At 61.6% G+C, this 23,481-nt stretch carries 15 protein-coding genes and 4 pseudogenes; 12 read left to right on the forward strand and 7 right to left on the reverse strand.

Features of this window, described 5'->3' with window-relative positions; all coding sequences use genetic code 11:
• Nucleotides 1–458 precede the first annotated feature (458 nt).
• From NHF48_RS01265 to NHF48_RS01290, 6 genes and pseudogenes are all read right to left on the reverse strand, one after another.
• On the reverse strand, nt 459–1,763 hold the full coding sequence (locus NHF48_RS01265; RefSeq protein WP_253069789.1) for a carboxylesterase family protein: 1,305 nt from the start codon (nt 1,761–1,763) through the stop codon (nt 459–461).
• A gap of 27 nt (nt 1,764–1,790) precedes the next feature.
• Nucleotides 1,791–4,070 (reverse strand): annotated as a pseudogene (locus tag NHF48_RS01270) (beta-glucosidase).
• Between the two features lie 149 nt (nt 4,071–4,219).
• A complete protein-coding gene (locus tag NHF48_RS01275) occupies nt 4,220–4,957 on the reverse strand; it encodes a GDSL-type esterase/lipase family protein (RefSeq protein ID WP_253069790.1) in 738 nt (245 codons plus the stop codon).
• Between the two features lie 21 nt (nt 4,958–4,978).
• Nucleotides 4,979–6,567: pseudogene (locus NHF48_RS01280) on the reverse strand (long-chain fatty acid--CoA ligase).
• A gap of 8 nt (nt 6,568–6,575) precedes the next feature.
• Nucleotides 6,576–8,090 (reverse strand): glycoside hydrolase family 30 protein, encoded by a 1,515-nt coding sequence (locus NHF48_RS01285; protein ID WP_253069791.1) that lies wholly within the window; start codon nt 8,088–8,090, stop codon nt 6,576–6,578.
• Between the two features lie 105 nt (nt 8,091–8,195).
• Nucleotides 8,196–11,156, reverse strand: coding sequence for a TonB-dependent receptor plug domain-containing protein (locus NHF48_RS01290; RefSeq protein WP_253069792.1), 2,961 nt, complete (start codon nt 11,154–11,156; stop codon nt 8,196–8,198).
• A 443-nt stretch (nt 11,157–11,599) separates the two neighbouring features.
• Here NHF48_RS01290 and NHF48_RS01295 point away from each other — a divergent pair, with 443 nt between their 5' ends.
• Nucleotides 11,600–12,298 (forward strand): TetR/AcrR family transcriptional regulator, encoded by a 699-nt coding sequence (locus NHF48_RS01295; RefSeq protein ID WP_263816611.1) that lies wholly within the window; start codon nt 11,600–11,602, stop codon nt 12,296–12,298.
• A gap of 793 nt (nt 12,299–13,091) precedes the next feature.
• On the opposite strand, the gene NHF48_RS01300 is transcribed toward NHF48_RS01295, so the two are convergent.
• The gene (locus NHF48_RS01300) at nt 13,092–14,000 is read right to left on the reverse strand and encodes a GntR family transcriptional regulator (protein WP_263816584.1); all 909 of its coding nucleotides are present in this window, start codon (nt 13,998–14,000) and stop codon (nt 13,092–13,094) included.
• On the opposite strand from NHF48_RS01300, the gene NHF48_RS01305 reads away from it, so the two are divergent.
• From NHF48_RS01305 to NHF48_RS01350, 11 genes and pseudogenes are all read left to right on the forward strand, one after another.
• On the forward strand, nt 13,984–15,357 hold the full coding sequence (locus NHF48_RS01305) for an NAD-dependent succinate-semialdehyde dehydrogenase (protein ID WP_253069795.1): 1,374 nt from the start codon (nt 13,984–13,986) through the stop codon (nt 15,355–15,357). The two genes, NHF48_RS01300 and NHF48_RS01305, sit on opposite strands and share 17 nt — an antisense overlap.
• A 23-nt stretch (nt 15,358–15,380) precedes the next feature.
• Nucleotides 15,381–15,800 (forward strand): cupin domain-containing protein, encoded by a 420-nt coding sequence (locus NHF48_RS01310; RefSeq protein WP_253069796.1) that lies wholly within the window; start codon nt 15,381–15,383, stop codon nt 15,798–15,800.
• Nucleotides 15,801–15,802: 2 nt separating this feature from the next.
• Nucleotides 15,803–16,873, forward strand: a complete 1,071-nt coding sequence (locus tag NHF48_RS01315; protein WP_263816585.1) for an Ldh family oxidoreductase — start codon at nt 15,803–15,805, stop codon at nt 16,871–16,873.
• A pseudogene (locus NHF48_RS25670) lies at nt 16,870–17,307 on the forward strand (TIM barrel protein); the annotation flags it as partial. The gene NHF48_RS01315 and the pseudogene NHF48_RS25670, both read left to right, overlap by 4 nt.
• Before the next feature lie 55 nt (nt 17,308–17,362).
• Complete coding sequence (locus NHF48_RS01320; RefSeq protein WP_263816612.1) at nt 17,363–17,692, forward strand: TIM barrel protein; 330 nt, start codon at nt 17,363–17,365, stop codon at nt 17,690–17,692.
• Nucleotides 17,689–17,988 (forward strand): putative quinol monooxygenase, encoded by a 300-nt coding sequence (locus NHF48_RS01325; protein WP_253069799.1) that lies wholly within the window; start codon nt 17,689–17,691, stop codon nt 17,986–17,988. Before NHF48_RS01320 ends, NHF48_RS01325 begins: the two co-directional genes overlap by 4 nt.
• A gap of 561 nt (nt 17,989–18,549) precedes the next feature.
• Nucleotides 18,550–19,794 carry an OprO/OprP family phosphate-selective porin gene (locus NHF48_RS01330; protein ID WP_342454534.1) on the forward strand — a complete coding sequence of 415 codons (1,245 nt, stop codon included), beginning with the start codon at nt 18,550–18,552 and terminating at the stop codon, nt 19,792–19,794.
• A pseudogene (locus NHF48_RS01335) lies at nt 19,791–20,458 on the forward strand (YjbE family putative metal transport protein). The gene NHF48_RS01330 and the pseudogene NHF48_RS01335 overlap by 4 nt, the downstream one beginning before the upstream one ends.
• A gap of 82 nt (nt 20,459–20,540) precedes the next feature.
• Nucleotides 20,541–21,857, forward strand: a complete 1,317-nt coding sequence (locus NHF48_RS01340; protein ID WP_253069800.1) for a CitMHS family transporter — start codon at nt 20,541–20,543, stop codon at nt 21,855–21,857.
• A 410-nt stretch (nt 21,858–22,267) separates the two neighbouring features.
• Nucleotides 22,268–22,840 (forward strand): helix-turn-helix domain-containing protein, encoded by a 573-nt coding sequence (locus NHF48_RS01345; protein ID WP_253069801.1) that lies wholly within the window; start codon nt 22,268–22,270, stop codon nt 22,838–22,840.
• Between the two features lie 174 nt (nt 22,841–23,014).
• Entirely contained in the window at nt 23,015–23,176 is a 162-nt protein-coding gene (locus NHF48_RS01350) for a hypothetical protein (protein ID WP_253069802.1), read from the forward strand.
• Nucleotides 23,177–23,481 lie beyond the last annotated feature (305 nt).

Consider the following 23,481-nt stretch of genomic DNA (forward strand, 5'->3'; position numbering starts at 1 on the left):
CTTGGCCGATGTGAGCGGGATCGGAAGTTTGATGAACCGGCGCTTCCAGCGCCACCTCTTGGCCGCTCATTACGGTTGATCGGGACCGCGTGGGGCTATGGGGGTTGGGTCGATGACCGCACAAAAACTACCACAGTTACCGCGCCCCACGCGACGATCTTCCAACCACTCTTTACGGCTCGGATTACGTCCAGCGCCATTATGGCAATGAACGGAATTGATTATCCTGGTGGTAATGTGACGTTGGTGGGCAAAATCAAAGGCCGACTGACGGTCGTGACGCTAGTAACCGGCTACTGACAGAGATGCAAAACTTTTCATATCATGCATTTAGCCAAAGATCTTTAGTTTGACTTGAAAGTATCGAAAATTAGCATGCCGCTACGAGTAGAGCCCAGACTATTTTCGCGGAAGGTCCGTTTTAAAGGTAATCGCTTATTAGGAATTCCGATTTGTAACTAGAACAAAGTGATTTTTGGATCAGGCACTGCATCGAACAGCTGGTCGATCGCGGCTGGCATGATTGGCGTCATCATAGGTTTATCCGAGAAGCGCTGAAATCTAGGACGATCACCTGTCAAAGCTGGCCATGGAGCTTTGCCGCGAACGAAACGTACCCAAGCCGCTATCATCTGACGCGAAATTCTCCGATCAACCAGAGTGTACGGTCTGTCCGAAGATTTTCTAAGGGTACCGAACACGTAGGGCAGTTCGGCGGAATGGAACGCCCCCCAACGTTGCGTCTCTAGGCCAGGAGGTACGCGCGCAAAGAGGTAGGCGTAAGTCGGCGACAGGCGTCCCTCAGGACGACCACGCCACCATTCGAGCAAAGCTCTAACGCCGCACCAACGTGCTGCCACGCGCGAGTTTACTCCTCTTGCCTGTAGCTTGGCACCGGCACCGCCGCAGTTCGCCGGCGGAGAGCTTATACGATTTACCGGCGTGAACGCCGTAGCCTCGTCCGCAGTCATCCCGACCAGCATCGGGACATCGATGGCCGAACCGCTTTGCCAGGTTCGCTGGGGAGATAGCGGTAGATCCGGCGACAGACTTAACCGCGATCCTGTTCCCGTAATGCCTGCCTCCGGCGGCAGGCCACTCTGCGCGATCGCTCTGGCAAATAGCCCTTTTGCTGACGGCATCGCGAGCAAGGTGTGCACCAGCATTGCGCCCGCCGACTGCCCCGCGATCGTTATCCGCTCGGGGTCACCACCGAATGCTGCGACATTCCGCTTCACCCACCGCAACGCGTCGACCACGTCGTGCAACCCACGATTGGGCCGCGCACCCTTGTGGGTAGCGAAGCCGTCCTCACCTAAACGGTAGTTGACCGTCACGACGATGACCCCGCGGCGGGCAAAGGCTGTTCCGTCGTAGACGGGTACCGAACCCGATCCTCCGACAAATCCTCCGCCATGTATCCAGAACAGAACCGGCGCGCGCCCTGACTTCCGTGGTGTCCATATATTGAGGAACAGACAGTCCTGAGCCACCAAGCCAGACGTAACGAACTCCGGTGTCCAGGGGCCAAAGCCTTGTAGGTCGATCTTTTGCAGACAGTTTGGCCCGAACGATCCCCCTTGTGGCGAGGCTTTTGGCACATTGACCGCGGTAACACCCGCCCGATTTCGACCGTCAGCCGGCGTCGCGTAGCGAATGCCCAGGTACCGCACGATCTTCCCGGCCCGCGCGCCCGTTACCGTCGCGCCGTCAACCACGACCGTCGGAGCGGCGACGAGAAGCGCGGCAGTGAGCGTCAGCATGGCCCGTCATCTCCAGGGGAGATTGGCTTACGGATGCAAGCGCCCCTCAGCCATTTCAAGATTGGCGCTGAGGGCCCGATCACCGGCGAACCGCGCGATCGTAACGGGATACTTTCCTGCCGCAACGTGCCAATCGTTCGCCTTGACGTCAAAATCGGCAAGCAGTCTCGGGTCAATGTCCATACTGACATGCTGGTTTTCGCCGGGTGCCAGCATCACACGCTTGAAACCTACAAGACGTGTGCTCCCCCCGTTCCGCTGCCCCGCTTGGACGTAGGCTTGCGGCGAATCCGCGCCCGCGACCTTCCCCCGTATTCGTCACGGTGAAACTGATGCGCGGTGTCGCTCCAGGTTCGATACGCAGATCGCCGTAACTGAAGCGTGCGTAGGAGAGGCCGTAACCGAACGGGAATAGCGGCCGGACACCGTGCTTCAGATACGAGCGATAGCCGACATCCGCCCCCCTCGGCATAATCCACATCTACCAGCAGCGATCGTTCGACCATCCCATAGGTGCTTCCCTTTTTCTGTGCCCGATCGGCCTCCTTCATGGCGAATAGCCCCGGAACGACGGGACGCGGTGCCTGCGCCTCGCTGGCGGGGAACGTCATCGGCAACCGGCCGGAGGGGTTAGTCGCGCCGAACAGAATGTTGGCAATCGCCTCGCCCCCGCGCTGCCCCGGATACCAGGCCTGAAGCACTGCAGGTATGCGCGACAGCCAAGGCATCAGCACGGGCCCACCCGTCTCCAGAACGACCACGGTGCGCCTGTTGGCGCCCGCTACCGCGTCGATCACTGCGTCCTGTCCGTCGGGTAGCGACATCGTTTCGACGTCCTGGGCTTCCGTGCGCCACTGGGAGGCGAATACGATCGCCAGATCCGCCTTTCGGGCGGCCACGGCAGCGGCGGCAGGGTCCGTGCCGTCTACGAAGCTGATGGTAGCGTTCGGCGCCATCCTGCGGATGGCCGCCAGCGGTGACGACGCATGCCATGTCACGCGGGCGAAGGATGCGGCTGCGCCCCTCTGTCAGCGGTATTTCGACAGGCGCACCTCCGACCGAGCGTACCTGACTCGATCCGCCGCCCGACAGGACGCCCACGTCAGCATGCGAGCCGATCACCACGATCGATTTGACGGTGCGAGCCAGCGGCAGAAGGTTTCCTTCGTTCTTCAGGAGGACGCTACCCTTTTCGGCGACCTCCTGCGCAACGCGGGCATGGGCATCATAGTCGATCGATTGTGGTGATGTCGGGACCGGATCGTTGATCAGGCCTGTGCTGACGACGCCCCACAAGATGCGCTGGTTCATATCGGTCAGCCGGTTGGACGATACCGTCCCGGCCGCGAGTGCGTCGGCGAGCGGCTTCCCGAAGAAGAGCCCCTTGTCCAATTCGCGACCGGACTGCTGATCCAGGCCGGCGTTGATCGCCTTGACGGTCGAATGAACGGCGCCCCAGTCGCTCATCACCCAGCCCTTGTAGCCCCAGTCCCGCTTCAGAACCTGGTTCAGCAGGAAGTCGTTCTCGCACGCCCAGTCGCCGTTGACCTTGTTGTAGGAGCACATGACGGAACCGGGGCGGCCCCGCTCGATGGCGATCTCGAAAGCGAGCAGATCGCTCTCGCGCAACGCAGCCTGGTCGATGCGAGCATTCACGGTCGTTCGCAGCGTCTCCTGAGGATTGAGAGCGAAATGCTTGACCGTGGATACGATGTGGTTGGACTGGACGCCGCGTATGGACTCGCCGGCCATCACGCCGGAAAGCAGGGGGTCTTCACCGAAATATTCGAAAGTGCGCCCGCCCCATGGATCACGGGTCAGGTTCACGCCCCCCGCGAGCAGCACGTTGAACGTCTTGGCGCGTGCCTCGGCGCCGATCATCGCACCGCCCCGATAGGCAAGGTCTGGGTCGAAGCTCGCGGCGATCGCCAGACTAGCTGGCAGTGCCGTGGCGACATCGCCCTTGCGCTGTTCGATCTGGTTGGCGACGCCAAGCGACGCATCGCTTTCGCGTAGCGTCGGCACGCCAAGCCTGGGCACTCCCGGCACGTAGCCGGCCGACGGAATCATGTCCGCGGGACGGTCTTTGATCATTGGAGGGAAATAGCCGAAGACATAGGCTTGCCTCTCGGCAGGCGTCATCCGGCTCGCTAGCGCGGCAGCCTGCCGTTCCGCGGAATCCTGCCGTTCGGGCCCAGGTGTCGCTACGCTCGCGTCGGACCGATCCTGCGCGGCTGCGCCTTCAGCCGTGGCGCCTGCCAGCGCTGTAATGAGAACGGCCATGACGGCGGACGGCGGACGCTTCATAGATGTTTTCCGATTTTCAGGTTCGCAGTTGGCAGCATGCCAGGAGGCAAGGTTCAGCCAAGATTGAGAATAAGCCCGGCGATCCGTCGGCTTCGCTGCCGTCCGGATCGCACGTCGCGGGGCTCATTCGGAACGAAGAATGCGCCGCATCACTCTGCCAGAGCGCGCAGCGTGGGATCGGCGACGGTCTTCATGACGTCGTAGCCCCGTTTGTTGGGGTGGACGCCGTCATCCGTCAGTTCCCGCTTCATGCCGCCCGTCGGTGTCGCCATTGCGGCGTAGTAATCGATGAACGGTACGCCTTGGCTTTTTGCATAGTCGCGAAGCCATCCGTTCATCGCAGCGAGTTGCGTTGCCGGGCGCATCGATGGATTCCACCAGAACGCATCCGCCGGGAGCAGCGACCCGAGCACGACCTTGATCCGGCGCGCACGGGCCAGATCCACCATCGTCCGGATGTTGTTCTGCCAGGACTCCGGGGTGATCAGTCCGGTGTTTCCGGCGATGTCGTTCGCCCCCGTCAGGATGTGAACCGCGCCCGGCTTGAGCGCGACGACATCCTGATAGAAGCGTAGCAGGATCTGCTCGGAGGTCTGGCCGCTGATCCCGCGGCCAAGGACCGAAGACGAGAAGAACGCAGGCTGGTCGCGCTTCCAGAACTCCGTGATCGAGTCACCGATGAAGATGATACGAGGGGCCGTCGCGACTTTCGCGTTTTCGTCGGCGTAGCGACACAGATTGGGCCAGTCGAGCTGGCGTCGGGCGCCATCCTGCTCAGCCTTGGCCTTTTGACTGACCTGCGCATCGATGCGCGCGCAGGCATCCTCGGTCATGGCGGTCTGCGGCTGCGCAGTGGCTGCGGCGAGGGCAATAAGTGTCGCTAACATGACGTTCCTTCGATTGAGGCCTTAGGCGTTTGCGAACGAACCGGCATACCGATCGCGCAAAGCGCTCTTCAGTATCTTGCCGGTTGCGGTGTGCGGGAGCTCTTCGACGAAGACGATCTCGTCAGGGAGCCACCATTTTGCGACATGGCTCTGCAGGTGATCGCGAATTTCGCCTGATGTCACTGCACTGGCTGGACGACGAACAACGAGCAGGATCGGACGCTCCCCCATCTGGGATGGATCGCGCCGATCGCCGCGGCTTCGGCGACGCCGGCACAGCCGACTGCGGCGTTTTCCAGATCGACCGAGCTGATCCATTCGCCACCCGACTTGATCATGTCCTTGGCGCGGTCGGTGATCTGCATCGTGCCGTCGAGATGCATGATCGCGACATCGCCGGTGTCGAACCATCCGTCACTGTCCACCGCATCGGCATCCGCGGCGAAATACCGACGGATCACCCAGGGTCCTCGAACACGTAATCGACCAGGTGTCACGCCGTCATGGGGCAGAAGCGCGCCGGCATCGTCGACCAAGGCCAACTCGATGCCGAACGGCGGTTTGCCCTGGCGTGACGTCAGCGCAAGCCGCTCGTCCTCATCCATCGTCGGCCAGGCCGCGGGTCTCTGCCCCATCGTGCCGAGGGGCGACGTCTCCGTCATGCCCCAGATGTGGGCAACGCGAACACCAGCCGCCTCGAACCGCGCGATCATCGACGACGGTGCGGCAGACCCGCCGATGCTGACGTGACGAAGCGCTTGCGGGAAGGCGTCAGCGGCGTCCGCGTAGGCCAGCAGGCTGAGCCACACCGTCGGCACCCCGGCCGAATGGGTCACACTTTCGTCAGCCATTACGCGCACCAGCATTGACGGCTCGTTGGTCGGACACAGAACCAGCTTCGCGCCTGCGATAGCGGCCGCAAAGGGCAGGCCCCAGCCGGCCGCATGAAACATCGGCACGATGGGCAGTATCACTGCTGCAGCCGAGAGATCGAACATGGAGGGGGCAACGGCAGCCATGGCATGGAGCACCGTCGACCGATGCGTATACAGCACGCCTTTTGGAGCACCCGTCGTGCCGCTTGTGTAGCAGAGCATGCATGGTTCGCGCTCGTCACCCTCGGACCAGTCATACTGCCCATCCTGAGACTCGAGCAGGTAGGACAGGCTTCCGGATCCCGTGCCGTCGATGCGGATGAAGTGCTCGATTGTCGGCCAGCGGCTGCGTAGGCGATCGACAAGGCCTTCGAAGGCAACGTCATAGAGGAGCACACGGTCGGCCGCATGGTTGACGATGTAAATCAGTTGCTCGTCGAAGAGGCGGGGATTGAGCGTATGAACGATGGCGCCCATCCCGATCGCACCGAACCAAGCGGTCAGATGGGGCTCATGGTTCATCGCGAGGGTCGCGACGCGGTCACCGCGCCCGATGCCCAGATGCTCCAACGCCTGTGCCAACCGCCGTGCGTCGCCAGCGAGCTCAGCCCAAGTGCGACGCGTGACTGTCGTATCTGACCAAGCCGTCACGATCTCGGTGGTGCCATGGTGACGCGCTGCGTGCTCGAGCAACTGTGGGACGCGCAGTTGATGGTCCTGCATCGACGCGACCATTGCCATGTTCATGACGGCGCGCGCCATTTGAACGTTACGGCAGATTGCCCCTTCAGGTGGAAGGTGAAGGCACCATAGGGCGTCGAGACGATCGGATCATGGTCGGCACTGTCGGTGTTGTATGCGAGGAGGGCGACGGTCCCGTCAGGATTGGCGAACGCCACGGACAGGACATTGTCGACGCGCTCCGTCGACGCGATCCGCACGGCACCGCGCTGGACGAAGCGGCTGAGATGGCCAAGCGAGTAGTATTGAACGTTGCGGCTGTAGGTGCCGGTGATCGGCTCTACGGTTACGATACCCGTGCAGGCAAGACAGCCCCCCTTGTGAGGACCGAATGTCGTATCGAGCGCGACGTTGAAGAACGCCACGCCGCGAGCCCAGTTGCGGGTGGTGCCGATGATCAGGTTCTGCATGTCGTAACCGAGGTTCGACGCCCAGTTGATCGCGGTTGCCGATCCGACGCATTCGGTGAAGAACACGTCCTTGAGAGGATACTGGTTGTGGACGATGGACTGCTGCGAGACGTCTCCGCCGTAGCAGTGGAATGCGCTGCCGCTGACGTATTGCGCTGCGCGCGCGTTCGCGAGCACCTGCAACGCCTGCGGGTTGAGGTCCCAATTGTGATCGAGTTCGAGAAGCTTCGTCTGCGGTGATGCATCCGCAAGCTGCGGCCCGACGTGATCGGCGAACAAGGCGGCGCGCTGGTCCGGAGACAGCAGCATGCCGGGATAGTCCGTGGGTGCGAACGCCGGTTCGTTCTGGATGCTCATGTAGTCGAGCGGGACACCGGCCGCGGCATAGGCCTGGGCCGTTTTGGCGAGATACGCGCCGAAGACGTGGAAGCTGTCGTCGCGCAGCGTGCCACCGATCAGCGATCCGCTGGTCTTCATCCAACCCGGGGGACTCCACGGGGTGCCCATGACGACGAGGTCGGGGTTGAGCGCCTTCGCGGCGCGGACCGTCGGCAGCACATCGGTGGTGGCGGGCGCGATCGCGAACTGCGCCAGGGCCGGATCGGTCTGTCCGGCTGGTAGATCATCGTAGCTGTAATGCGTCCGGGAGAAGTCGGACGCACCAAGGGTCAGCCGCGTCATGCCGAAATGGTTGCCGCCTGCGCCGAACAGATCATTCATCAGCGCCGCGCGCTGGGTGGGCCCAAGGGCATGCTGGATGAGGTAGGCCGATGCATCGGTGATGCTCGCGCCGAATCCTTCGATCTTCTGATACCGGACGCTCGGATCGACTACGATGACGTTTCCGGCGCCTGTCCCGTTGTAGAAGGGGATGGGCGCCTGGGGTGCGAGCAACGACTGCTGATCCCCCGTCGTCAGCCATGCCTGGGCGACGAGGCCTGTCTGAGAACCGGCCAGTGCCGTTGGGGTGGGCGCCGGCGCCGGCAGTATGGCCGGTAGCGCACTGGAGACGGCCCCCTGCACGACGGTGACGAGACCTGCTGCGGTCTCATCGTTTGACGCGCCGTAGAGCAACGCGCTTGCGCTGGTTGCAAACAAGAGGCCCACTGAGGCCAAGCCTAAACGCTTAGACATTCTCATTCTAATCTCTCGATTGTTGGTGCACTCGGATGGGGTGATGACGGCATCGCGCCGTCATCACCAAGCATCGGACTAGAACTGCGCGGTTACGCCTGCAAAGAAACGACGACCGATGATGTCGCCGAATGAAGCGGCAGGGTATTCGTTCTTGCGATCGAAGAGGTCGTTGACGCCAAGGCGCAAGGCGTATCGATCGGCAATCGTGTATTCGAGCGACACGTCGTGCCGGTAATTGGCGCGAACCTTGTAGAAGCCGTCGGTGGAATTCTCGACGGTTGCACCCTGTCCGGTCAATGAAGGCGAGAGGTAGTTCAGCGCGTAGGTGATGAGCGCCGGACCGATCTTGTATCGCGACTCGAAGTGAACAGACCATTCCGGCAACGCCACCGTTCCGTCGAGCTTCTGCGTCACTCCGAGGTAGACGACCTCTTCCAGACGATTGTGCGTCGCAGACGCCGTCAGTGCGAGTTGGCCTGGCAAGGATGCGGAAATGCTGCTGAGGGAGAAGCGATAGTCGATGTTGTACAGATCGGACTTCAAGCGCGCCGATCCGGCGTTCACGGTCGTGGCAACGCCGCGGTTGATGTCGCCGTTGCTGTCGTAACCAAGAGTTCCGCAATAGACGTCCGACTGCGGCTGCTGGTCGAAGCAGGTCGATGCGAACTCGTTGACGCCAAACAGAGCCAGCGCATTGCCGATCTTCAGATCGAGACGATCTGCGGTGATTGTCAGCCCGCGAAGGAACGTCGGCTGGAACACGAACCCGAATGTCAAAGCGTTCGACACCTCGTTCTGCAGTTCTGGATTGCCCCTGGTCGTCAGCTGCACCTGTGAGGTGCCTGTCCCGACGAAGTTGGCGAGGCGGTTGTCGACTGTCGGTGCGACGCCGGCCGGCAAGCTGTTCAATCCGTAGTTCGCGTTAGCCGTGAACAAGGCGACGCAGTTCGCCCGCCGCGCCGTCGGGTTGGGACCGCCATTGATCGCCGTGATCGAACATGGGTTGCCTGCGCCGCTTATCGCCACCGAACCGGGCGCGCTCACCTGATTGATGCTGGGCGCGCGGAAATTGCGGCTGCGGTTGATGCGCGCCGTAAGGCCCGCGCCAATCAGCCAGCGGCCACCGACGCCCCAAACGGAGTTGTTTCCAGCCAAGGTGCTGTTGACCAGGCGATACGAGCCGTCGAAGTCGAGAGCCTGGACTAGCGGCAGACGGAAATCGCCACCGACCAGGGGGACCGCGACTTCACCGGCGATCTCGTCGGTGTTGAAGCCCCCGCGACCGCCGACGGCCTTGATGCCTGCGAGGTAGATGCCGTCGAGGTCACCCTGCAGAGGATTGAACGACGCGCGCTGGTCGCGATGCTCGTAGGTCGCGCTGAATTTCGCCATCCCCCCGGGCAGACGCACCACGTCGCCGCTTATCGTGGCCAGCACGTCGTCCTGCAGGTTCTTCACCGGGCCGAGCGTGCCGGAATCGGTGACGCCGCTCTTGCCGACGGCATAGTTCAGGACAGCCTGATTTGGCCGCTCGGTGCCGAAGATGTTGAACGGGACGCAGGACGCGTCGACGACGGTCGTCTGGTTGATCGCGCAGACGATCTGGCCGGCCGAGTTGCGGACGGCATTGGCCGCATTGCGGAAGTTGGGATAGATGGGCGCGTACGCGTCGATATCGGTATTCACCTGACCGTGCGAATAGGACACCTCGTAGTCGAAGCGTCGTTTCCCCAGGTTGAAGTTGCCGTTCAACGCAGCGAGCGCGCGATAGGTCGTGGTAGTAAAAAACTGGTCGCCGCCATTCGGATCGACGTCGAGGAAATTCTTGGAAAGATAGAGCGGCTGACCCGCAGCGAAGCCCGGATTGGCCGCCGAAAGCGCCTGGACTGTACTCTGCGACAAGTACGGATTGTTACGGGTGAAGGGCAGGGGCTGCAGGTCGGAATACGCGAACGACAGCACGGGAATGTACTGCTGAAGCAGTGCGCCTCTCTTCACAAGCCGCGACCGCGTCCGCGCAACCAGCAGTTCGGTCGAGAACGTCAAATTGCTTGTAAGATCGTAGTGACCAATGAGCGAACCGATGGCGCGTTCAACGCCAGGCACCAGTGTTCCGTAGTCCTTGAACGGCCAACGCAGATCGCTTCCCGTGGCTGCTGTAGCGACCCCCGGAACCGGAGTGCCCAGCCCCTTCAATGCGATGTTACCGTCTCCGTCGATCGTGACGCCGCGGCCGCCCTGCTTCACGACGCCGTTCACATCGAAGTTGAACGGTCCGGTGACAACAAGGCCGTTTTGATCCACATATTGCGTGGCGTCGTTGTATGCTGTGGTGAACGGAATGCCATTGGCGCCGGCACCGGGCGTAAGGTTTAGACCGGCTCCCGAAATGAAACGGTCAGAACGCTGCTTGAAAACGAGCGGGTCAGTCTTGGAGTAATCCGCTTCGATGGCGATGTTGCCTCGCCCGCCCGCGAAGTTCCGGCCAGCCGTAAGACGCACGGTATGGAGCGAATAGTCGCCATCGCCAGTTACGGTATTCTGCGCCTCAAGGCGCACGCCCTGAGCGTTCTTCTTCAGAACGTAGTTCACGACGCCACCAATCGCGCCTGATCCATAAACCGCGGCACCGCCGCCCTGGACCACTTCGATCCGGTCCAGCAGCCCGAGCGGGATGATATTCGTATCGACCGCTTCGTCGCCCAGACCAAGCGACGTGGAAACCGTGCGACGCCCATTGACGAGAGTCAAAGTTCGAGCGGGCCCGAGGTTGAACAGGTTTGGAAAATCGGCGCCGGCTACCGCCTGGCCATTCGAGACATAGGGCTGAGGCGTACGTTGCGGCGTATTCGACGTCAGCTCGTTGAGCGCGTCGCCAGCCTGATTAAAGCCGCGCTGCTTGAAATTGTCGGCGTCCAATACCGCGACGGGAGCGGATGCAGTCTCGTCAACGGAACGCCGAATGCGCGAGCCGGTAACTACAATCTCGTCCTTTCGAGCCCCGTCCTGTCCGTCGGCGGGGTTTTCCTGCTGCATCTGCTGCGGGCGTCGCCTCCACAGGGGCCTGCTGAGCCCAAGCCGTACCATTTGCCGTAAACGCCAGCCACACAGCGGTCATGCAGCCAACAGTGTACAGCCGCGACGATGCCTTACGCATGCTAAAACCCCCTCCTAAAGCGCCTCCGGTTCGGAGACAGAGCTGCTTTGCGGCCATCCGCAAGCGCCCGATTGAAAGCCAACCTGATTCGTTGTATGTATTCTTATTGCTGTTAGCGACAGTAACATCCTGAAAATGTCGTTGGCAAGCGTGATTTAAGGTGGAGAGCGTATGCGAACCGAAAGTGGCTCTGGCGCCACGAGCGAAGAGGAGGCCCCTTCCACTTGGTTGGCTGCGCGGGCATCCCGGGTCGTAATAGCCACGCGACTGGACTACGACGGGCGAATGACACCCGCTAAGGACATCACAACTCCGCTCCCGAATAAGGTTCGCCGACCCCGCACACCGGTTCGCACGCAAGCCGAGCGGCGAGAGGCAACTATCCAGGTCATTCTGGACGAGGCCGAAACGCTTTTTTGCGTATCATGGTAGAGACGGTGTCACGATCAAGGCGATCGCATCGGCTGCCGGGGTGACGCCGGCACTCATCAACTATTATTTTGATGGCTTGGAAAATATCTTCGAAGCCGTCTGGTCTCGTCGGGCATCCATTCTGAATCCAATCCGCATCCAGGTTCTGAATGACTACGAGTCGACGAATTCGGGTAATCTGGAAGCTGCCGGGGCGATTGATGCTTTTCTGAGGCCGATCTTCGATCATGTGTTCTCGCTTGGTGAAGGCTGGTCGAATTTCATGTCCTTGATAGGCATGACGAACACGACCCGCTTTTGTGGCGCATTCTACATGGACAAGCATTTCGACGACGTCGTTCAGCGCTTCTTGGAAATCATGCGTCAGATTGGGAACGTACCTGATGAAGAACTGTTCTGGTTTGCCCATCATCTTTTGGGATCTTTAACGTTTTCGATGGCCCAAACAGGCAGAATCAACCGGATCTCTAAAGGAAAGTGCAGCTCAGCAGATTACGACAACGTGCTGCGTTCAAGCGTTCAGCTATTTTCCAGTGCTTACGCCGCGCTTGTCGCCAAGTACGACAAGCCTGAAATGCCTCCGATTTGATAAATGGTAGCTGATCGGAGAAAGGCCGACTATCAGCATGATATGTGGAGCGACCGTTACTATCGATTGGTGGGACGACGCTCATTGCTGCATGATGACGCTCTACAATCTACTTGATGCTCCGACTGCCGCCGGCTTGAGCGTGCAGCTCTCACATGCAGGCTTCGTTTTTGTGGTGGTCCAGCGCAGGCAAAGCATCGCGGAAGGCAGAAGACGCCGCTCAGAGCGTCGATCCGGCTCCCCGGTTCCGGCCACTTGTTCTTGCCCAGGGTCAGGGGGAGTTGAGGCGGCGAGCCTCCTCACACTGACCGCGTCGCTTTCTCGAAATTAATAATATTTTCGGAAATCCAGCGCGTGATGAGTTCACGGATATCGGTCCGTCGCCTGACGGAGCCGCAAGCGTCTCAAGCCTGACGACTCGCTCCCCCGCGGTGCGAAGCGGCTCCCGGCTCGTCGCCAGCACGTGAAGCGTCGACAAGGCTTGCAGAAGGTCTAGCGGAGTACCAGGAAAGGAACGCCGCTGCGCACTCTGTGCAATTGAGACGGTTGTTGGTGGTCGAGCGGCTTGCTCAGACGGGGCTCGGGCAGTCATGAACTACAACCAGCAGTTCGGCGCCTAGACGACGCTCGAAACATTTGGAATCAGCCTTGCAAATCCGGGTTCGATGGCCCGGCGACGACTTCCGCCCTTGCTCTGCTTTTCAATATCGCAAGTGAGGAAAGATGGGCGCGCATGTAGTCAGACGCCTCCTGCCTGCGATCCGTCAGAAGGAGATCCACCATGTGAACATGCTCACGGCACCGGCCCTTCGCCGTGTTCCGGTCGAGCATCTGCTTGTAGTCTATCAGTCTGCGCAACTGATCGATCCGCCTGAGCGAGATCGATGAAGAAGGTGTTGCGGCTGCAACCCGCGATCGCCTGGTGAAGCCCGGTGTTCAACTCGAACAGTGTTATGTCGCTGACGTCGTGGATCGCGCCGTCGATCAACCACTGCTGCTGCTGGCGGACAACCTGCAGGATCTCTGTGTCGAGCGCGAAGCGCGGCTCAAGGATCGCCGCTGGTTCGATCAGCAATCGGAACCGGTAGCTGTCGTCATACGCCTCCAGCGACGTGAGGACGGGTAGGAATTCCCAGCCATTTCCCGGCAGACGTGCGATCCATCCCTCTTCGACCATTCGTCTCAGGATATGACCGAGCTTTCCGCGCGTGACGGGATAGCGACGTAGGAACTCGCTTTCGGTCAGGCGATCGGGGAGCTTGCCGTTGAGTCGGTCGTCCGCGATCTGGAAATACACCTGCTCATCATCTGCAGCAGGCGCTGCTATGATGGACTTCGGCACCGTATCTTGCAACGTCGGCGCGATCCGTGTGCTGCCGTCGTCCGCTTCTTCGACGAGGCCCTGCACGCGAAGTACCGAGAGCGCCCCACGCACCGGCGAGCGCGACACCCGCAGACGCTCCGCCAAACCGCGCTCCGTTACCCGTTCCCCTACCTTCAATATGCCTGATGCGATCAGATCGGTGATCTGCGCCGCAAGCTGCGTCGATAATGCGGTGGTCTTCATCGAATGACCATCGCTGGTATTTTGTGCTTGCGCAATACCAGGCCTGTTTGTAGGTATAGTTTCGCTACATAATACCAGCTCGCAGTATGCGGGCAGGTGCAAACACTCGAGGATTCCAATGCAGCTCTCGATCAATCCGGCTTCCGGCGACGAACTCGCACGTCTGGAGGACCATGACCCCGCGTTCGTCGAAGCAGCGCTGACTCAGGCGGTCGAGGCGCAGAAGGTCTGGCGTCAGGTTGCCATCGAAGATCGGGTCGAGTTGCTGCGCCGTATCGCTCGGGTGCTTCGCGCCGATCTGTCGCGCTATGCCGAACTGATCGCGCTGGAAGTCGGCAAGCCGATCGCCGAGGCCGAAGGTGAAGTCGAGAAGTGCGCGATGAATTGCGACTTCTATGCCGAACACGCTGCGGCCTATCTCGCCGACGAGGCCATCGCATCGAACGCGTGCGAGAGTCTTCTGAGCTATGAGCCTCTGGGTGTGATCCTGGCGATCATGCCCTGGAACTATCCGCTGTGGCAGTTCTTCCGCTTTGCCGCGCCGGCCCTTGCTGCGGGCAACGGCACGATCCTCAAGCACGCGAACAACGTGCCGCAATGCGCGATGCTCATTCAGGACATATTGGACAAGGCTGATTGCCCGGACGGCCTTGCGAAGGTGCTGCTGCTGCAACCTGGCGAGGTGGCCGGGCTGATCGCCGATGATCGGATCGCCGCCGTGACGCTGACAGGCTCGACGCACGTCGGAACGATCGTAGCGTCGCAGGCGGGCAAGGCGCTGAAGAAGCAGGTTCTGGAACTGGGCGGCTCAGATCCGTTCATCGTGCTGGCCGATGCAGACATCGCGACGGCCGCGGCGATGGCGATAAAGGCGCGCTACACCAATGTCGGGCAGAGCTGCGTCAACGCGAAGCGATTCATCGTCGATGACAGCGTTGCCGATGCGTTCGTCGCCGCGTTCAAGCGCAACGTCGAGGCGCTGGTGATCGGCGACCCGAAGGATCGCGCCACGCAGATCGGCCCGATGGCGCGCGCCAACCTTCGCGACGAGTTGGACCGCCAGGTGAAGGATACGTTGGGGCAGGGGGCGACCCTGGTCACCGGTGGTGCCCCGCTCGATCGACCCGGCTTCTACTATGCGCCGACGATCATCGACCGCGTCACGCAAGAGATGACGGCAGCCCGAGAGGAGACCTTCGGTCCGGTCGCAGCGATCATCCGGGTGAAGGACGAGAACGAAGCCATAAGGATCGCCAACGACACCGAGTTCGGGCTCGGCGCGTCGATCTGGACAGCCGACACGGCGAGGGCCCGCGCTCTCGCCAAGCGCATCGATGCCGGAGCGGTGTTCATCAACGGCATCGTCGCCTCCGACCCCCGCCTGCCCTTCGGCGGCATCAAGCGCTCGGGCTACGGCCGTGAGCTGGGCATCATCGGAATGCGCGAATTCACCAACATCAAGACCGTCTGGATCGGCCCCGCGCAGGGCTGACCTCGAGTCGTCAGGAGAATGCCATGTCGAATGCAACCACAGCCAGTCCGCTCGTGCTGCGTCCTTCGGAGATCACACCGAAGGACCGGGGCGGCGGTGTGCGGACCTATCCGCTCGTCCGGTCGGGGATCGGCGCTACCGCCTTCATCAACGGCATCACCGAGTTTGACCCGGGATGCGCGGTACCGCTGCACTATCACAACTGCGAAGAAAGCGTGATGTTGCTCGAAGGCGAGGCGATCGCGACGATCGATGGGATCGAGCAGCGCGTCGAACCCGGCGACACCACCTTCATTCCCGCCGGCATCCACCACTTCTTCCGAAACACGTCGGCGACCGCGAAGATGCGGATCTTCTGGGTGTATGGCTCCATCGATGCCGACCGCACTCTCGTCGCCACGGGCGAGACGCGTCGTATCGACGATGAGCACGGCGGACGATGACCGTGGCTCAGCGCGAGACGTCCCCGATCGTGGAAGCGGACGCTCTGACCCGGTTCGCGGCGCTCATCTACGAGCGTGCGGGAATGATGCGCGACGATGCGCATCTGGCAGCGGACACGCTCGTCAAGGCGGATCTGTGGGGTCATCAGACCCACGGCGTCATGCGCCTGCCCTGGTATGTTGGGCGGTTGGCGTCACGAGCCGTGATCGCCGACGCGGTGCCGGAACTTGTGATGGATTCCGGCGCCGTCCTGGTTCTCGATGGCCACGACGCGATGGGTCAGGTCTCGACCGCCCGTGCGACCGAACTCGCGATCGACCGTGCCAAGGCGCACGGCATCGCCGCGGTGGCGGTGCGGAACTCCAACCACTTCGGCACCGCGATGTATTTCACGCTCATGGCTGCTCGGGCCGGCTGCGTCGCATTCCTCTCGACCAACGCCAGCCCGGCGATGCCGCCGTGGGGCGGGCGCAGCAAGACCGTGGGCACTAATCCATGGTCATGGGCGGCTCCCGCAGGGTCCCTGCCGCCGATGGTGTTGGATATCGCCAATACGGGCGTGGCGCGCGGCAAGATCTATCTCGCACGGCAGAAGGGCGTTCAGATCCCGCTCGGCTGGGCTCTGGATGCCGATGGCCAGCCGACCACCGATCCAGTCGCCGCACTTGGCGGCGTAACGTTGCCGATGGCTGGCCACAAGGGCTACGGGATCGCGGTAATGATGGATATGCTTTCGGGCGTGCTCAGCGGCAGCCAGTTCGGAACCCGCGTCAACGGACCCTATCAGACGGAAAAGCCCGGCGGGGCGGGGCACATGATGATCGCGCTCGATATCGAGGCGTTCCAGACCCAGGGCGAGTTCGCCGAGCGCATGGAGCAGATGATCGCCGAACTGAAGGCTACGCCGCTGGCCGCCGGCCACGACGAGATATTCTACCCTGGCGAACTCGAAGCGCGCAGCGAGGTGCGGCTTCTCGAAACTGGTCTGGCACTTCCGCAGGACACGTTGACGGACCTCGCGACGTTGGCGAAGGACTGGGACTGTCTCGACGCGCTGCCTTTCGCGCCATGACGAGATTCCCGCTTTGCGCCCATCTGGGCTACCTGTTCACGGAACACGCGCTGCGCGATCGCTTTGCCGCTGCTTCGCGCTGTGGCTTCAGGTTCGTCGAACACCCGGCGCCCTACGCGCTTGCACCCGACGAAGCCTCTGACCTGTGCAAGCTCAACGACCTGCACATGGTTCAGATCGCCACGCCGATGGGCGATCCCGGTGAAAAGGGTCTGGCCGCGATGATCGGGCGCGAAGCAGACTTTCGCGCCAGTGTGGATGAGGCGATCGTCTATGCACGGGTTCTCGGCACCCGGTACATCCACCCGATGTCGGGCGTACAGACGCAGGGCGCCAGCGACGCGGAGAGTTGGGACGTCTACATCCGCAACGTCGCGTATAGCTGCGACTTGGCTGCCCGCGCTGGCATGAACGTCAACGTCGAGCCGATCGGGGCCGGCACGCTCGCCGGCTACTTCATGAACCACCCGGACAAGGCCACCCCGAGCGATCGCCGCAGTCGCGAGGGACAACCTGTTCATGACCTTCGACGCCTTCCATGCCGCGCAGAGCAACGTCGATCCAGCGCAGTTCACACGGGAATGGGGGAGGGTGTTCCGCCACGTACAGATCGCCGACGATCCCGGCCGACACGAACCGGGCAGCGGCACGATCGACTTCCCGGCCTTCTTCGAGGCTCTGGCGACTGTCGGCTACGCCGGCGTGATCGGCCTGGAATACGTGCCTGCGGCCGGCGCTGCCGAAGGCCTGGCGTGGGCCGACCATTACGATCGCATCACGCCACTAGAACCGAGCATCGATCGGGAGTCCCGCACATGATCCACGAAATCGCGCATATCAGGATCAAGCCTGACTCGAAGCAGGCTTTCGAAGCTGCAGTAAAAGCCGCCGAGTGGCATTTCAGGGTGGCCAAGGGCTGCCGCAGCTTCAGACTCGAGCGTACCATCGAAGACTCCCTCGCCTACCGGCTGGTAGTGGGCTGGGACAGCGTTGAAGATCACATGGTGACCTTCCGCGCGACCGAGGGGTTTGCCGAATGGCGTGCGCTTACCGCACCACATTTTGCCGAACCCCCGGAGGTCTATCATGTCGAACTGGTGCTGACGGGATTCTGAGGCCGGGCAGCTAGCCCGGATCATGCCGAACCGGACCTGCGCAGACTGCAGGCCCATCCACGACCCTACACGACGATACGTCCACTTCGCATCAAGACGAAGACGGCGATCAGGAGAGCTTTGCCATGACGATCGCACAGTCGAACACGCTTTACCCTGATACTCCATGCCAGCGCGTCCGCCGCCTGCGTGGGGACCTGAAGGCCGCCTACGGTGCCGCGGCGACGAGCCTCGTCGTCCTGGCTGCACCCGCTTACGCGCAGAACAAAGCCATCGAACGCAAAGACCTCCCTCGTCGTGGTCCGGGAGCAGAAGGATCTGCTGGCTCGACAGGCAGCAGAGCTCGAGACGATGAAGGCCCGTCTCGACGCGATCGAAGCGAATGCAGTCGAGCAAGCCGCCAATCGTCAACAACTCGCACTTCCATCCTCTGTAGTGACCGCTCAAGCACAAGTTCCGACAAAAGCTCCATCGGCCATGCAAGGTCTACCGGCCGAATCCGGGCTGGTGCCCTTTGCGCCGCAGCTGGTTCCGCCGGGGCCTGCCGACGCTTCGATCGCCATGGCCCGCGCTCTCGCCGCTGCCAATCCGGCTGGGGTCACCACGAAATGGGGTGCAGGCGCACCGATCTTCAGGTCGGCGGATGGGAGCTTCTCATTCAAGCCCCGCGGCCGGATAATCGAAGATGTCAGTTCGACGGTCGGCTCCCGCTATGACGGACGCAACATCACGACCACGGGCGCGCGCGCGCTCCGCCTCGGCATCGAGGGCGCCGTCGGCACGCACTTCATCTACCAGTTCGAGATGGACTTCTCGGAGAACACCGCTGACGTCGTCACCGCCTATGTGGGGTGGCGCAACCACCTGTTCGACAAGCTGGACTACGACATTCGTCTCGGTCACCTGGTCAACGACCGTAGCTTCGAAGGCATCACCGGGTCGGATTCCACGCCATTCCACGATCGCAACGTCGTCGCCAACGCCATCGTCCCGCAACGCGGCTATTACGGCCTTGGCGGCCAGGTCCGGATCTTCGGACCCACCTGGCACTTCTCGACGCAGCTTACCGGAGACCGCATCGACGGCGATCAGCGCGTGGCCGATGGACGAACGGTCATCGTGCGTGGCCACTGGAATCCGGTCAAGAACGACGGAAACATCGTCCATGTCGGGGCCTGGATGTTCGACGAGCATCTCTCGTCCGCGCAACGCAACCTTACGCGTGGCACCGTCATCGGTGGCCGGTTTAATGGTGCTCTGCGTGTCCAGACGGGGACGCTGGATGGCGGCACGGGGACGACGGGGTATGGCGCCGAACTCGGCGGCTATGCAGGGCCGCTATGGATCATGGGCGAGACCGGCCACCGCACCGCTCGCCGCCTCGACGCGCCCTCGTTCCAGACCAGGGCATCAAGCCTCTCGGGTGGCTATTTTCTCACAGGCGAACTGCCGCCCTACAACCCTCGTACCGGGCAGTTCGATCAGCCGGATGTGAAGCGACCGGTCTTCGACGGCGGCACCGGGGCGATCGAGCTGACCGCCCGCTACGAAACGCTGCGCTTCTCCAACATTCCCACCCCCGGCGAAGGGGTGGGAAACGACCCTGGGCGTGAACTGGTATCTGAACTCCTTCACTCGGGTCATGTTCAACGCGACGCATTGGAACACCGACAACCAGGGCGGCGCCTACATCGGCCCCGACGACGGCGAGACCTACGCCACGCGCATCTCCGTCAGCTTCTGATGGCCGTGTTTCAGCACGTCCTGCCGACTTCACAGCACAGCATCGAACGGGACGACTCATGATCGAGGTTTGGACCCATATCTACGATGACTTCGCGAACCTCGAGATCGGGCGCCGCTCTGGCAGCGTTCGGGCAGGTCATTCTCATTGACGTGATGTTGGCCGCGGACAACGCGATCGTCGTCGGCGCGCTTGCCGCGGGACTACCGCCGACGTCACGCCGAAAAGTCATCGTTATCGGGATCGCCGCGGCGCTTGTTCTGCGCATCGTATTCGCGCTGGCGATCACGCAACTCATGCAGGTCGTCGGCTTGGTTTTCGCAGGTGGGCTGCTGCTCGTCTGGGTGGCGTGGAAGATGTGGCGCGAATTGTCCTCCGCCGGCGGCGCCGCCGAAGACGAAGCCTTGATCAAACAGGTCGGCGTTTCCGTTCCGAAGAGCTTCGCAGCCGCCGCATGGTCCGTCGCGATCGCCGACGTGAGCATGAGCCTCGACAATGTGCTGGCGGTTGCAGGGGGCTGCCCGTGCGCACCCCGGCATTCTCATCGTCGGGCTGATGCTGTCGGTCGCTCTCATGGGTCTTGCCGCCAACCTGCTGGCGCGCGTGATCGGGCGTTACCGTTGGGTCGCCTACGTCGGTCTATTCGTCATTCTCTACGTCGCGGTCCGGATGATCGTCGATGGCTGGTACGCCCCTGTCACCGGTCTGGGCACGCTGTTCTCATGAGCAGGATCGTGCGCCTCGGTGGGGCCAATGCACTTAAAACACGCGCGCGGGTCGCAATTGCCCCAATCGGAGGAGGTACCTCATGCTGACTGTTTTAGCGTATCTCATGGTCGGCGTCTTCATGGCGGCCATCATGACGAACAGGCTGTCGGCGCTCATCGCGCTGATCGTCATCCCCATCGCCTTCGCAGCGATGGCGGGCTTTACGACGCAGATCCCGGACATGGCGATCGACGGCCTCAAGACGATCGTGCCCACCGCCGTCCTGATGCTGTTCGCGATCCTGTATTTCGGGTTGATGATCGACGTGGGCCTGTTCGATCCGCTCGTGCGGTTCGTGGTTCGCATTTGTCATGGCGACCCCGTAAGGGTGATCGTAGGTTCGGCGATACTCGCAATGGTGGTCTCACTCGATGGCGACGGTTCGACCACCTACATGATCTGCATCACCGCGATGATGCCGCTGCATCGGCGGCTCGGCATCAATCCGATGATCCTACCGGCGGTAACGATGCTGCCGAACAGCATCCTCAACATCGCGCCGTGGGGTGGTCCGACTGTGCGCGTGATGTCGTCGCTCAAGCTGAGTCCGTCCGAAGTGTTCGTACCGCTCGCCCCGACGGTCTTCATCACATGCCTCGCAGCGTTAAGTATCGCATATTATCTCGGCCTCACCGAGCGACGCCGCCTCGGCCTGGTCGATATAGTGAAAGGCGGCTCTGCCCCGAAAGCCGGTTCCGACGAACTCGAGGACGTTCCGGTGCGTGCGGTCGTCGATCGACCGGTATGGTTGCAGCGCTTCAACCTTGCGCTGACGGTGTCGCTGATGGCCGTCCTCGTTCTCGACATCATGCCGCTGGCCTTGCTCTTCATGCTGGCGTTCGCGATCGCGCTGACGGTCAATTTTCCCAAAGTCAGGGATCAGCGTGCGCGTATCGACGCGCATTCGTCCAACGTGATGAATGTCGTGTCGGTCATCTTCGCCGCTGGCGTGTTCACAGGCGTGTTGTCTGGAACGGGCATGACCGACGCCCTGGCAAAGAGCGTCATCTATATAATCCCCGATGGTGGCGGGCGCTTCCTGCCGCTCATGACCGCGTTCCTGAGCATGCCGTTCACCTTCTTCCTGTCGAACGACGCCTTCTACTTCGGGGTCGTCCCGGTCCTCGCGAAGGCCGCTCAAAGCTATGGCATCGGTGCCGATGTGATTGCCCGCGCATCTCTCCTCGGCCAACCGGTTCACCAGCTCAGCCCGCTGGTGGGCGCGCTCTATGTGCTGATCGGCTTGTCGAAAGTCGAGCTTGGCGCGCATCAGCGCTTCAGTCTCAAGTGGAGCGTCCTGTTATGCGCCGTCATGTTTGTATCAGCCGGTATTACCGGGGCCGTGCCTTGGTTTTGAGCGGCGTAGACAGACCGCGGTTATCACAATTTCCTGATGGCGGCGAAGCTCTACGGCTCGAGCAATAGAACGCCAGTCCCAAAAGCATCTGCTAAACCTGATTATTTACAGGGAGATAGGCGGCGAGCATTGCATCGGTGACACCACGTGCAACTGTGGAGCGCGGTTGCGTAGCTGTCATCACCCGTCAACTGGTCGCCACGCCCCAACTGTAAGCACGGGGAGCGCAGGATTACCGTAGCCCATCTCCTACTCTTTCTAGTCGTACCGAGTTGAGGCTGATATATGTTAAATCTTAAAATCATCAGGGGGCACCATTGCCTGCAGCGCATTGCGTATCATCGCTCGAAGGAATCATACTGCAGGCAGACCAGGGCTTCCTTGATCTGCTGTGTCGCCCAGAGGAGGAAGTGATCGGGACATCCTATCGGCAGATCACCGATCCCCGGGACCTGAAACGAAGCGCCGACATGCTAGCGGCATTGACGGAAGGTGCTGCGCCCATCCGCTTGCAGAAGCGATACCTGCTGCCCGACGGCACCTCCATCGCGGCAAATCTACTGGTCACGCGCTTCTCACGCCCTGACCGTTTGATAAGCACCCTGTTTTGGCGCGAGAGCGGTCGGGACCCGCCTCCGGCCAGACTATGGGAGGCAGCCCTTCGGATACGTCATGTCCATGATGCTCGCATCAGGCTTTTCGGCGCCGATCTGAGCACCGATCCGATCGGATCGGTGCTCATCGGGATCTATCTAGCCGAAGCCGAGGGCCGTAGTATCGGCCTGGGGGAGATCGCGACATATGCAGGCATCGCAAGCTCAACCGCCGCCCGATGGGTCACAGTGTTGCAGCAGCGCGGAATCGTTGAGTGGGAACAGGACGCGACGATCGACCTCCGACTGACCCAATCGGGAATGGACCGAGTGGAGGCAATGCTCGCTACGGTCTATGAGGCACCCGATGGGGCGATGATGCTGGCTTAAAGTACACGTGGGAACGCACCGGCGTGTCTTACTGGGTCCAGCGAGCCGATTGCAGCCTTTGCCGACGAAATTCGAGGGCGACAAACTTAACTCGGATTAGCCTTATATTGATAGCAGCGGCTAGGCTTCCCTGATCTAGATTGCGCCCGCTACTCGTTACGCCGCGCGTCGGGCATGAGACAGGAGGCCAAAATAATGGCTCTTGAACAACACGACAAACTCAAAGCCCTTCTACTCGAAGCGCTGGCAATAGCCGATAGGATGGAGGGGCATGATGTTCTCGCCCTCTACATCGTCCAGCCACTGGATAACCTGACGCCCGACGTTCCGCAGTGAGCCGTTCGACGAAAGCTGTCGCTGCCACACCAGGAACGAACGGGCTACGTGCCCTTCCATGTCAGGGAAATCGCGTCCCCGATCAGCGTCAAGTCGAGCAGCCGCCGTCGATGCTACCCGATCCGTCTGCATTGCGGGTTTGGGGGGCTCGGGTAGCAAGCAGTGCCACGCTGTAGCCCGCCAACCACGCTTGGCAGGCTGCATAATTCGAAATAGGGCAGGGGCAATCCAATGGGGTCATCCCCGATTTTCCTGGCTCCATGCCTTGAGCGTGAGCCACAGAGATCGAGTGAGGGGCCTGCGCA

Origin of the sequence: Sphingomonas sp. H160509, assembly GCF_024124765.2 — a bacterium.
In the GTDB taxonomy this organism is placed as follows: Bacteria; Pseudomonadota; Alphaproteobacteria; order Sphingomonadales; family Sphingomonadaceae; genus Sphingomonas.